The 12305-nt window shown below is 67.2% G+C and carries 11 protein-coding genes; 4 read left to right on the forward strand and 7 right to left on the reverse strand.

The features are described from left to right. Positions 1 to 3: 3 nt before the first annotated feature. The 4 genes from hemN to AC07S4_RS18945 form a co-directional block, all read right to left on the reverse strand. Positions 4 to 1458 (reverse strand): oxygen-independent coproporphyrinogen III oxidase, encoded by a 1455-nt coding sequence (gene hemN / locus AC07S4_RS18930; protein WP_494988122.1) that lies wholly within the window; start codon positions 1456 to 1458, stop codon positions 4 to 6. A 14-nt stretch (positions 1459 to 1472) separates the two neighbouring features. Then, entirely contained in the window at positions 1473 to 3137 is a 1665-nt protein-coding gene (locus tag AC07S4_RS18935; protein WP_494988123.1) for a methyl-accepting chemotaxis protein, read from the reverse strand. Between the two features lie 114 nt (positions 3138 to 3251). Beyond that, entirely contained in the window at positions 3252 to 3734 is a 483-nt protein-coding gene (locus AC07S4_RS18940; RefSeq protein ID WP_494988124.1) for a MarR family winged helix-turn-helix transcriptional regulator, read from the reverse strand. Between the two features lie 43 nt (positions 3735 to 3777). Then, entirely contained in the window at positions 3778 to 5916 is a 2139-nt protein-coding gene (locus tag AC07S4_RS18945; RefSeq protein WP_494988125.1) for an EAL domain-containing protein, read from the reverse strand. Positions 5917 to 6017: 101 nt separating this feature from the next. Here AC07S4_RS18945 and AC07S4_RS18950 point away from each other — a divergent pair, with 101 nt between their 5' ends. Further along, entirely contained in the window at positions 6018 to 6359 is a 342-nt protein-coding gene (locus AC07S4_RS18950) for a TfoX/Sxy family protein (RefSeq protein WP_494988126.1), read from the forward strand. A gap of 4 nt (positions 6360 to 6363) precedes the next feature. Here the strand turns inward: AC07S4_RS18950 and yiaA are convergent, their stop codons facing one another. Both yiaA and AC07S4_RS18960 read right to left on the reverse strand, forming a co-directional pair. Further along, positions 6364 to 6792 (reverse strand): inner membrane protein YiaA, encoded by a 429-nt coding sequence (yiaA, locus tag AC07S4_RS18955; protein WP_494988127.1) that lies wholly within the window; start codon positions 6790 to 6792, stop codon positions 6364 to 6366. 49 nt (positions 6793 to 6841) lie between these two features. Further along, positions 6842 to 7789 (reverse strand): DUF808 domain-containing protein, encoded by a 948-nt coding sequence (locus AC07S4_RS18960; protein WP_494988128.1) that lies wholly within the window; start codon positions 7787 to 7789, stop codon positions 6842 to 6844. Between the two features lie 173 nt (positions 7790 to 7962). On the opposite strand from AC07S4_RS18960, the gene AC07S4_RS18965 reads away from it, so the two are divergent. After that, on the forward strand, positions 7963 to 8625 hold the full coding sequence (locus AC07S4_RS18965) for a LysE family transporter (RefSeq protein WP_494988129.1): 663 nt from the start codon (positions 7963 to 7965) through the stop codon (positions 8623 to 8625). 92 nt (positions 8626 to 8717) lie between these two features. Further along, positions 8718 to 10634 (forward strand): DUF6600 domain-containing protein, encoded by a 1917-nt coding sequence (locus tag AC07S4_RS18970; RefSeq protein WP_494988130.1) that lies wholly within the window; start codon positions 8718 to 8720, stop codon positions 10632 to 10634. A gap of 184 nt (positions 10635 to 10818) precedes the next feature. Here AC07S4_RS18970 and AC07S4_RS18975 read toward each other — a convergent pair whose 3' ends face one another. Next, on the reverse strand, positions 10819 to 11304 hold the full coding sequence (locus tag AC07S4_RS18975) for a phage regulatory CII family protein (protein ID WP_494988131.1): 486 nt from the start codon (positions 11302 to 11304) through the stop codon (positions 10819 to 10821). A gap of 83 nt (positions 11305 to 11387) precedes the next feature. Here AC07S4_RS18975 and AC07S4_RS18980 point away from each other — a divergent pair, with 83 nt between their 5' ends. Beyond that, the gene (locus tag AC07S4_RS18980) at positions 11388 to 12305 is read left to right on the forward strand and encodes a hypothetical protein (protein WP_494988132.1); all 918 of its coding nucleotides are present in this window, start codon (positions 11388 to 11390) and stop codon (positions 12303 to 12305) included.

Consider the following 12305-nt stretch of genomic DNA (forward strand, 5'->3'; position numbering starts at 1 on the left):
GCGTCAGATGGTCTTCGAGTAGCGCAGCGGCTGGACATGGGCGGCGCCCTCCTGCTGCGCGCGCGGCATGCCGAGGTAGCGGTCGAACACCATGCAGATATTGCGTACCACCAGGCGGCCTTTCAGCGTCACCGACAGCCATTCGCTGTCGATGGAGACCAGCCCTTCCTGCTCCAGCGCGCGCAGCTGTTCCAGCTCGGCGGCGAAGTAGTCCGCGAAGCGCAGCGGGTAGGCCAGTTCGATGGAGGCGATCGACAGTTCAAAATTGCACATCAGCTTTTGGATCACGATGCGCCTGAGCAGGTCGTCCGTATTGAGCTTGATGCCGCGCGCCACGGGCAGGCTGCCCTGGTCCAGTTTTTCGTAGTAGGCGTCCAGCGTCTTTTCGTTCTGGCTGTAGGTGTTGCCCACCGAGCCGATGGCCGATACGCCCACCGCCACCAGGTCCGCCTCCGCGTGCGTGGAATAGCCCTGGAAATTGCGGTGCAAACGGCCCTGGCGCTGCGCCACGGCCAGGTCGTCGTCCGGCTTGGCGAAATGGTCCATGCCGATGTACACGTAGCCGGCCGCCGTCAGCTCGCGGATGCACAGGGCCAGCATGTCCAGCTTGACATTGGCCGGCGGCAGGTCGGCATCGAGGATGCGGCGCTGCGGCTTGAACAGGTGCGGCAGGTGCGCGTAGTTGTACAGCGCAATGCGGTCCGGCGCGGCCGCGATCACCTTGGCCATGGTCTGGCGCATGGTGTCCAGGGTCTGCTTCGGCAGGCCGTAGATCAGGTCTATGCTGATGGAGCGGAAGCCCGCGTCGCGCGCGGCCTGCATCACGGCCAGCGTTTCCGCTTCCGGCTGGATGCGGTTGACGGCCTGCTGCACCTCGGGGTCGAAGTCCTGCACGCCTAGGCTGACGCGGTTGAAGCCCTGCGCGCGCAGCGAGTGCACGCGCTCGCGCGACACGGTGCGCGGATCGATCTCGATGGAATACTCGCCCTCCTCGTCCGGCGCGAACGCGAAGTTCTCGCGCAGGTGGGCCATCAGGTCCTCCATCTGGCGGTCGCTCAGATAGGTCGGCGTGCCGCCGCCGAAATGCAGCTGGGCGAGCTGGTTCATTCCGGAGAACAGCTTGCCCTGCATGCCGATTTCCTGCTTCAGATAGCTCAGGTAGGTGGCGGCCTTGCTGCGGTCCTTGGTGACGATCTTGTTGCAGCCGCAGTAGTAGCAGACCGTGTCGCAGAACGGAATGTGCACGTACAGCGACAGCGGGCCGCGTCCGCCGCCGCGCATCTTCAGGCCGGCCACCGCTTCCAGGTAGCTGCCGTAGCCGAAGTCCGCCTGGAAGCGGTCGGCCGTGGGATAGGAGGTGTAGCGCGGGCCGGAGGTGCTCAGGCGGGCGATGGTGGCGGCGTCGAACTGCAGCGGCATGGCTGCGGCGGCGGGAACAACAGCGGTGGTGAGTGGCATGGCTGCTACCTCCCTTATGCGGCCAGGCGCTTGGCGCCGTTGCCCTTGTTGCCGTTCCGTTCGCGGATCGGGCTGACCTTGCTGCGCTGCTGCGGCAGTGCGCGCTTGCCGAACTTGAACAGGCTGACCGCCTGCGTCAGGCCGCCCGCTTCCAGCGCCAGGCTCTTGGCCGCCGCCGCCGCTTCCTCCACCAGCGCCGCGTTCTGCTGCGTCACCTGGTCCATATGGGCGATGGCCTGGTTCACCTGGTCCACGCCTATGCTTTGTTCGCGCGAGGCCACCGAGATCTCGTGCATGATGGCCGTCACCTGCTTGACCGAGCTGACCACCTGTTCCATGGTGGCGCCGGCGCGGTGCACCTGCGTCATGCCGGCGCTGACCTTGCCCACCGAAACGTCGATCAGCTGCTTGATGTCCTTGGCCGCCACCGACGAGCGCTGCGCCAGGTTGCGCACCTCGCCCGCCACTACGGCGAAGCCGCGTCCCTGTTCGCCGGCGCGGGCCGCTTCCACCGCCGCGTTCAGCGCCAGGATGTTGGTCTGGAAGGCGATGCCTTCGATCAGGCCGATAATGTCCACGATCTTGCGCGAGGAGGCGTTGATGTCGTCCATGGTGGCGATCACGTCGGCCACGATTTCGCCGCCCTCTTCCGCCACGCCGGAGGCGGCCAGCGCCAGCTCATTGGCCTGCACCGAGTTGTCGGCGTTCTGCTTCACGGTCGAGGCGAACTCCTCGATGCTGGAGGCGGTTTGCTCCAGGCTGGCGGCCTGCGCTTCGGTGCGGCCGGACAGGTCGGCGTTGCCGGCGGCGATCTGGCGCGTGGCCACGGCCATGGTCTCCACGTTCACGCGCACGTCGCGGATGGTGGCGATCAGGTTGCTGTTCATTTGCTGCAGCGCGCGCAGCAGCTGGCCCACTTCGTCGGTGGCGTGGGTTTCAAAGGTGCCGGACAGGTCGCCTGCCGCAATCGCCCGCGCACCTTGCAGGGCCTGTTTCAACGGCTGCAGCACGCTGGTGCGCAGGGTGTACCACAGGAAGACGTTGACCAGCAGGCCGATGAAGGTGGCGCCGAAGATGCTGTAGCGCGTCAGCGCCGAGGCGCCCTCGCCGAACAGGCTGGCCAGGCAGACGAACAGCAGCAGCGTGTTGACGCCGCTGGTGGCGGCCCAGATGCGGGTGGCCAGCGAGGAATGGCTCAGGCGCGCCAGCCAGTGCGCCGCGCCGGTGCGGATCAGCTGGCCGTTCTTGATCGTCAGGCCCGCCGTGGCGCCGGCCTCGCGGATCTGGCGGTAGGCCTGCTCGGCTTCCTGCACCTGGGCGCGGGTGGCGCGGGTGCGCACCGACATATAGCCCAGCGTCTGGCCGTCTTCGCGGATCGGCGTCACATTCGCCTTGACCCAGTAGTAGTCGCCGTTCTTGCAGCGGTTCTTCACCATGCCGGTCCACGGCATGCCGGCGCGGATCGAGCTCCACAGGTCGGCGAAGGCTTGCGGCGGCATGTCCGGGTGGCGCACGATGTTTTGCGGCGCGCCGATCAGCTCCTGCTCGGTGAAACCGCTGATCTGGATGAAATAGGGATTGACGTAGACGATATTGCCGCTCAGGTCGGTTTTCGAGACGATGGCCTGGTCGTCTGCAAGTTCGACTTCACGGTTGGTAACGGGTAGGTTGGTGCGCACGGTGCTCTCCTGCTGGCTGGTTTTCTTGCTGTATCGCAAGACATATAGCCAGTGTACGGAGAGCGGCGGACAAATTTATTGATGTAGATCAAAAATGGCCGGATTGCGCGGGGCTCACTTTCCCGGTATGGACCTGAGCAGGCTGTCGCGCAGGGCCACCACGCTTTTTTGCATTTTTGGAAACTCCTGGGCCGACAAGCCGCATGCCTGGAACAGGCTGCTGCCTTCGGCCGCCTTGCGCCGCAGCTGCTGGCCTTCCTTGGTCAGGTTGACGATGACCTGGCGCTCGTCGGCGGTGGCGCGCTGGCGCGTCAGATAGCCCATGGCTTCCAGTTTCTTCAGGATGGGCGTGAGCGTATTGGACTCCAGGAACAGCTTCTCGCCCAGGCCGCTGACGGTCTGGTTCTCCTGCTCGGACAGCGCGATCACGGTGATGTACTGGGTGTAGGTCAGCCCGAGTACGTCCAGGATGGGCTTGTAGGCCTTGCCGAACGCCAGGTTGGCCGAATACACGGCGAAGCACAGGTAGTCGGCCAGCGGCAGGTCGGCGACGGCCAGGTCGTCAGGGGCGGCGGCGGGGGCGGGGACGGTATCCATGGGCTTTCCTTATCGGTGGAAGCCCATTATACATCGCATCCGATTAAATTGCGCCAGCCGGCAGCGCGCGCAGCGTGCCCACCGCGTGGCCCTGCGCGTAATCCACGCCCAGGCGGCGCACCAGGCCCAGGGTTTCCTCGTCCTCCACGTATTCGGCCACGGTGCGCATGCCCATCACGTGGCCCACTTCGTTGATGGCTTTCACCAGCGCATAGTTGATGGCGTTTTGCTTGATGTCGCGGATGAACATGCCGTCGATTTTCAGGTAGTCCACCGGCAGCGCCTTCAGGTAGGCGAAGGAGGACAGGCCGCTGCCGAAGTCGTCCAGCGAAAAGCGGCAGCCCAGCCGCTTCAGGCGCGCCATGAAGGTTTGCGCCTGCGGCAGGTTGGCAATGACCGCCGTTTCCGTGATTTCGAAGCAGATGGTGGCCGGATCGATGCCGAATTCGCCGAATTGCTGCAGGATGTAGTCGTGCAGGCCGTCGTCGTTGAGCGAGGAGCCGGACAGGTTGACCGAATACTGCGCCAAGCCGTGCTGCCGCTGGCCGTGAATGTAGTGGCAGATCGCCCGTATCACCCAGCGGTCTATCGCCACCATCAGGTCGTAGCGCTCGGCGGCCGGGATGAAGGCGCCGGGCGGAATCAGCTCGCCCCCCTCTTTCTGGATGCGTATCAGTACCTCGTCGTGCGCCGCCTCGCCGTTCCCAGGCTGCTGCCCCGGCGCCGCGTCCAGCGGCACGATGGGCAGTGCGTACAGGCGGAAGGCGTCGTGCTCGAAGGCGTCGTTCAGGCGCGACACCCACTGCATTTCGCCCTGCCGCTGGGCCAGCTTGAGGTCCGACTCCATGTACAGGTGCACGCGGTTGCGGCCGTGCTCCTTGGCCAGGTAGCAGGCCTGGTCGGCCGCCATCAGCAGCTCGGTCATCGATTTGCTGTCGTGCGTCACTTCCACCAGGCCGATGCTGGCGCCGATGTCGAAGCTGCGGCTGTCCCACACGAAACGGAAATTCTTGATCGACTGGCGCAGCTGGTCCGCCACCAGCATGGCCTGGTCGGGCGGACAGTGCGGCAGCAGCACGCCCAGCTCGTCGCCCCCCAGGCGGGCCAGCACGTCGCTGTCGCGCAGCTGGCCCTGCAGCATCTTGGCCAGCAGCTGCAGCAGCACGTCGCCGGCGCTGTGGCCGCAGGTGTCGTTGACGATCTTGAACTGGTCCAGGTCGATGTACAGCAGCGCGTGCGCGTGGCCGTCGTGCTTGGCCGTGTGCAGCGCGGCGGCGATCTGCTGCTCGAACTCGCGCCGGTTGATCAGGCCGGTCAGCGGGTCGTGGCTGGCGTGCCAGGATAGCTGCTGGGTCAGCTTGCGTTCGTGGCTCACGTCGCGGAACACCAGCACCGCGCCCAGCATCTCGCCGCTTTCGGACCAGATCGGCGAGGCCGAGTCCTCGATGGGAATCTGGCGCCCGTCGCGCGTGATGAGCTGGGCGCCGTTGCTCACGCCGATGGACTGGCGCAGGCGCAGGCAGCGCGTGGCGGCGTGCTCGTCCCAGCCGGCCGGCTCGCGCCGCTGGCCGTGGGCCGGCGGCGGCGCACCGGGTGGCGGCGGCTCGTAGGCCAGCTTCAGCGTTTGTTCAATGGGCTTGCCGAGGGCCAGCTCGCGGGTCCAGCCGGTGAGCTGCTCGGCCACGCGGTTCAGGAAGCGGGTATTGCCCTGCGCGTCGGTGGTGGCCACGCCGTCGCCGATCGAGGCCAGCGTCACCTCCGCCAGTTCGCGCTGCGCCGCCGCGTCCAGTTCGCGCAGCTTGTGCAAGGTGACGTCCCAGACGATGCCCAGGGTGCGCACGGCCCGGCCCTGGCCGTCGCACTGGGCGCGCGCCTTGGCGGCCAGCCAGTGCACGCTGCCGTCCGGCCATTGCACGCGGTATTCAAGCTCGTAGTCCGCGCAGTGGTCGGCGGCGTCCTGCATGCGCTCGAATAATTCGTCGCGGTCGTCGGGATGGACGAATTGCAGAAAATCGGAAAATGGCTGCTGCAGCTTGCTTTCAGGCAGGCCCAGCAGCGTGGCGCCGTCGGCGGACCAGTGGACCATGCTGCCGGCCACGCGGCCGCCGGCCAGCACCGAGTCCCAGATGGCCATGCGCGCAGCCGTCATTGCCAGGTGCAAGCGGGTGTGCAAATCTGACATGATAGGTCTCCTCGCCAGGTTATGACGATGGGACCGCATCACTGGCTAAAAGTTCCCTGAGCCGCTAGCATGGGCGCCTACACGATGAAGGAGACAAGGGTATGGCGTCGCAGCAAAGCACGGTGGATTTTCTGGTGGACCAGATGGCGGGCGCGGGCACGCTGGCGGCGCGCAAGATGTTCGGCGAGTACGCCATCTATTGCGACGGCAAGATGTTCGCCCTGGTGTGCGACGACCAGCTCTTCATCAAGCCGGTGGAGGCCAGCCGCGCCTGGATAGGCACGCCGCAGGAGGCGCAGCCCTACCCGCAGGCCAAGCCCTGGTTCCTGATCCCGGGGGATTGCTGGGACGAGCGCGAATGGCTCACCGAACTGGCGCGGCGCACGGCGGCGGCCTTGCCGCTGCCCGCGCCGAAAAAGAAAAAGGCTGCCAGGGCAGCGTAGCGCGTCAGGCGTCGCCGGACTGCGGCGCGGCCGTGGCGCCGCCGGCGCTGTCGCGCACGTTTTTCTGTACCGCCACCGCCGCGAACAGGCTCAGCACGAAGGACATGGCGTAGAAGCCCTTCTCGCTGGAGGCCAGCGTGGCGTTCCACAGGCCCACCGACAACAGCAGCAGCACCAGCAGCAGCGAGATCCAGCACAGGCCGAAATACAGATTGGTGACCTGTACGCCTTCGAGCCGGTCGCGCACCGACTTTTGCAGCGACACGGCGGCGAACAGGCCATAGGCCAGCAGCGTGAAGTAATAGCCCTTCTCGTTGAGCTGCATGGTGGCGTTCCACAGCCCGCTCAGGTAGGTGATCACGCCCACCAGCAGGGCGGCCCACGAAGCGCCGACGAAAGCGGCGGTTGGACGTTGCGGTGCAATCTTGTTCATTGAGCCTCCTGGTGGTTGCCGTTGTGTAAGCCGTATCTAAACAGATATTTCAGTGCGAGCGCTTGAACAAACGCAAGAAACGGCCCGCCACCGTCACGCCCACCAGCACGATGGCGCCCGCCACCACGCCGGCCAGCGCGTCCAGCAGCGACGGCGTGACCGCCTTGAGCAGCGCGCCGGCGCCGGGCGTGGCGCCCATGAATTCGGCCGCATGGTGGATTACGTCGTGCGCGCCGGGGATGCCGTGCGTCAGGATGCCGCCGCCCACCATGAACATGGCCAGCGTGCCGGCCACGGACAGGAACTTCATCAGCTTGGGCGCGGCCGCCAGCAGGAAGCGGCCCAGGCCCACCGTGAAGGCGCCCGCGCCGGGGCGCTGCGCCAGGTACAGGCCGGCGTCGTCCATCTTGACGATGGCCGCCACGATGCCGTACACGCCCACCGTCATCGCCACGGCGATGCCGGCCAGCACCGTCACCTGCTGCGCGAACGGCGCCTCGGCCACCGTGCCCAGCGCAATCACGATGATCTCGGCCGACAGGATGAAGTCGGTGCGCACGGCGCCCTTGATCTTGTCCTTTTCCAGCGCCACCATGTCCACCGCCGGATTGGCGAGGGCGGCCGCCAGTTCCGCATGATGGTGCTCGTCCTCGTGGCCGCCGTGCAGCAGCGGGTGGGCGATTTTTTCAAAGCCCTCGAAGCACAGATAGGCGCCGCCCAGCATCAGCAGCGGCGTGATGCCCCAGGGCGCGAACGCGCTGATGGCCAGCGCGGCGGGCACCAGGATGGCCTTGTTCTTCATCGAGCCGAGCGCCACCGCCCACACCACCGGCAGTTCGCGGTCGGCGTTCACGCCCGCCACCTGCTGCGCGTTCAGCGCCAGGTCGTCGCCCAGCACGCCGGCGGTTTTCTTGGCCGCCACCTTGCTCATGGCGGCCACGTCATCGAGGATGGTGGTGATATCGTCGATCAGGGCCAGCAGACTGGTGCCGGCCATCTCAGCAGCCCTCCGGGGCGGCGGGAGCGGGGAAAGCGGGAGCGGGAGTATTCATGGCGCGGTCGAGTGAGTGGATGCAGCGCCAATCTTACCTCATAAGCAACTGTCCGTAAGCAAGTGTTCGCGCAGGCGCGCTACAATGGCCGCTCGGAAAATCAGCTCGGGAAATCAGCATGGCCTTCAGCACCTGGATCACCTTCGTTATCGCCGCCTCCATCATTGCCGTGTCGCCCGGTTCGGGCGCCGTGCTGTCGATGTCGCACGGCCTGTCCTACGGCGTGCGCAAGGCCAGCGGCACCATCCTCGGCCTGCAGGCGGGCCTGCTGCTGGTGCTGGCCATCGCCGGCGCGGGCGTGGGCTCGCTGCTGCTGGCGTCCGAACTGGCCTTCAACGTGGTCAAGACCGTGGGCGCGCTGTACCTGATCTGGCTCGGTTTCAGCCAGTGGCGCGCCAAGGTGCAGGCCGCGCCGGGCGCGGAAGGCGCGGGCGGGCCAGGCGCGCCGGCCCAGGCCGTGCTGCCGTCGCTGCGCAAGCGCGTGCTGACCGGCTTCCTGACCAATGCCACCAATCCCAAGGGCATCATCTTTATGGTGGCCGTGCTGCCGCAGTTTATCGCCCAGGACCACCCGCTCGTGCCGCAGCTGCTGATTTTGGCCGCCACCATGTGCACCATCGACCTGGTGGTCATGCACAGCTACGCCTTCCTGGCCTCGTCCATGCAACGCTTCTTCCGCGACGCCAAGTCCGTCAAGCGCCAGAACCGCGTGTTCGGCGGCCTGCTGATGGCGGTCGGCGCGGCGCTGTTCTTCGTCAAGCGCGGCGGCGCCCACGGCTGATGTGAAAACCTCATGTGAAAACATTTGTAACGGCCGTCGTCTGAACCGCAAATGCGGCGTTAAATAGATTCATTACATCCTGGAGTGCCGCCATGGGCCGCAAATTCGTACACCTGATCCTGTTGACCGCGCTGGTCGCCGTCAGTTCGCTGGCGCTGGCCGGCGACGATCCGCCCGCCCGCGTGGGCCGCATTTCCAGCGCCGAGGGCCAGGTCACGGTCGAGGCCGACGGCGAGCAAGCCAGCGGCAACCTGCTGAACTGGCCGCTGGCCGGCGGCAGCCGCGTCACGGCCGCGCCCGGTTCGCGGCTGGAGTTCCGCGTCGGCTCGGCGGCCATCCGCCTGGACGGCGACTCCAGCCTGGAACTGGAGGCGCTGGACGACGACAGCCTGCGCCTGCGCCTGAACTACGGCAGCGTCAGCGTGCGCCTGCGCAGCGGCGAACTGCTGGGCGACTTTGAGCTGAACACGCCGCAGGCGCGCATCACCATGCTGGAGCCGGGCCTGCTGCGCGTGGACAGCGAACGCCAGCCGGACACCAGCGTGATCTCGGTGCTGGCGGGCGCGGCCAGCGTGGACGGCGGCGGCACTGCGCTCACGCTGCGCGCGGGCAAACGCGCCGTGGTGCAGGGCGAGCAGGTCAGCACCGGCCAGGCGCAGCGCGACCGTTTTGACGACTGGGTGCTGGCGCGCGACAAGCGCGACGAGAATTCGCAGTCGCTGCGCTATGTGACGGCGGACGTCACCGGCTACGAGGAACTGGACCAGTACGGCAGCTGGCGCGAGAGCGAGGACTACGGCCCGCTGTGGTCGCCCCGCTCGGTGCCGGTGGGCTGGGCGCCCTACCGCGACGGCCGCTGGACCTGGCTGGACCCGTGGGGATGGACCTGGGTGGACGACGCGCCCTGGGGCTACGCCCCGTCGCACTACGGCCGCTGGGTGATGCTGGACACGCGCTGGTACTGGGCGCCGGGCCGCATCACCACGCGTCCGGTCTGGGCGCCGGCGCTGGTGGGCTGGGTGGGCGGCAGCAACTGGAGCGTGGCCTTTGCCGACCGCCGCAACGGCCCCGGCGTGGGCTGGTATCCGCTCACGCCGCGCGACCGTTTCGTGCCGAACTACCGCGTGTCGGCCGAGCATGAGCGCCGCCTGGGCTGGAGCCACCAGAACAGCGTACACTGGAAGCCGCAGCGCGAAGTGCGCCGCGAAGGCGTGACCGTCCTGCCGCGCGAGCAGTTCGACGCGCGCCGCACCGTGAACGTGGGCAAGGCGCCGCGTATCTCGCTGGCGCCGAACGATGCGCGCAACGTGCCGCTGTCGACCGCGCCGCTGCCCTCGGGCCGCGTGTGGCCGGGCGCGGTGACGCCGGGCCGGGTGATCGAAACCCGCCGCGACCGCGATCATGAGCGCGACAACGCCGCTGAGCGCCAGCCGCGCATGAGCATCAACCCCGGCCAGAACCGCGCGCCGGTGCAGCCCCAGGCCACGCCGTTCGCCCAGCCGCCGGCAGCCGCCCCGCAGCTGCAGGCGGCGGACCGGAATGGCGAGGAGGAGCGCCGCCGTGGACGGCAGGAGCGCGAGGAGAATGACCGCCGCGAAGCCGGCCAGCGCGGGAACCGCCAGTCCATCCAGGCGCAGCAGCAGGCACAGCCGCAGCCGCAGCCGGCGGCGCAGCATCCGTTTGCGCAGCCGGCGCAAGCCGCGCCGTCGCCGGCCGCCCAGTTCCGCCAGCGCGACGACGGGGCCGAGCAGCGCATGCGCGAACAGCGGGAGCAACGCGATCAGCAGCGTGCGCAGCGCGAACAGCGCGACATGCAGGCCGCCCGGCCTGCGCCGGCGGCCCAGCCACAGCCGCAGCCGCAGCCGCAGCAAGCCCAGCCGGCACCCCGGCCGCAGCCGCCGCCGCAAATGCAGGCGCCGCAGCCGAGGCCGCAGCAGCAGCGCGACGACGATAACAACAATGGCCGCCGCAGGGGCGGCGACAAGGACGAGCACAGGCAGCGCGAATAATGTCGGGAACACACTGCGTTTCAGGCCGGGATTTTGCACTTCCAGGCCGCGAATTATGCAGTTCATCACATTTTGATGGCGACGGGAGGCCACTTTTCATAAAGTGGCCTCGTCACAAGTTCCCGACTATTTTTTTCCCTGTAGAAAAATAGTTTTTCGAGCCGGCCTCATCGCCGGCTCTTTTTTATTTGCCGTCCGCCAAATGCCGTATGCGCGCCCGCCATTCGCCCAGCGCCGACAGCGCGTCGTGAAACTCGCGCTCTATCAAATCCGCTTCGCTTGGTGTAATCTTGCCATCTAGTAAAGATTGTGAAACCGCCTCCGCCACGTCGCCCACCTGGCTCATCACCCTGCACACGGTTTGCGACAAGTCGTCGGTGGCCACCTGGGCCGGCACCGGCACCACGAAAGCGGCCATGCCATGCCGTGTCAGCAGGGCGTGCAGGGGCAGCAGGGCGTCCTTCACGCCGGCTTTCTGGCACAGTTCTATGATGGCCGACACCTCCTCGAACGAGGGGTAATGGGACGCTATGGACGGGGACAATTTGTTACGCAGCACGTTCACTGAGATCCCCATGCTTTGCGACAAAGCGTCGATTCCGCCCGGATAGCTGCGCGCCACGGTGTAAAGCGCGTCGTGCTGGTTCATGTCTGAGTACTTGCGGGTCATGGTGAAGCGTGTCCTTTTTTACCGATGCATTTGTATGCCACGGTCATTATGCTGTTATTCATTCAACTAGAGAGGTTGGGGAAATGAAGAAGTCTCTCCGCACTGCAATAGCGCTGGCCTTGTCGATGGCGCTGGCCATGAACGGCGCCTATGCCGACACGCGCCCGGCCAAGAGTTCCGGCTCGTTCAAGAGCGGATTTTCGTCGCAAAAGAGCAGCACTGCAAGAAATAACACCGCTCCAAGTAACAAATCGGGCGGCGCGGACAGCGCGGCCAGCCGGGGCGGCAACACCTCGTTCGGTTCCTTCGGTTCGTCGCGCCGCGCGCCGGACAGCGCCGCCGGCACGCGCAACCAGTCCGCCATGTCGCAGGACTTGTCGAGGCGCCAGGCCGAGGAAAACGCGCTGCGCGCCATGGACAGCCGCCGCGCCGCCCGCGAAGCGCAGCAGCAGGCTACGCAACCGCGTCTGCCGCCGCTGGACCCGGTTCTGCCGCGCCAGCCCCAAGGGCCGCAATACGGCCAGCAGGCGCCGCAGTATGACAACCGCGGCTATGACCAGCGCGGCTACGACAACCGGGGCTACGACCAGCGCGGCTACGACCGCAACGGCCGCCTGGCCACCGCCGGCGCGGCGGCGGCGGGCGCAGTGCTCGGCTCCATCCTGACCGCGCCGGCGCACGCCAACCGCGCCCCGGTCCAGGCCCCCGCGCCGGCGAATGTGCCGGCCGACATCGGCGCCCTCGGCCCGGTGGACCCGGCCAGCGTGGACGCTACCGTGGCGGGCACGGCGGCGGCGACCGGCAACGCCACCGCCACCGCCAGCGGCAACACCGCCGGCATGGACGGCGCCGAGGCAGCCAGGACGGCGCGCAAGGAATCGGGCGGCCTGGGCTGGCTGGGCTGGGCGCTGGTGATCGGCCTGGGCTACGCCGGCTGGCGCCTGCTGCGCGGCAGGCTGATGAAGCCGAAAGCCGGCCGCAACTACACTTTGGGAGATTGA

The organism is Pseudoduganella sp. GW821-FHT05F09 (assembly GCF_059419605.1).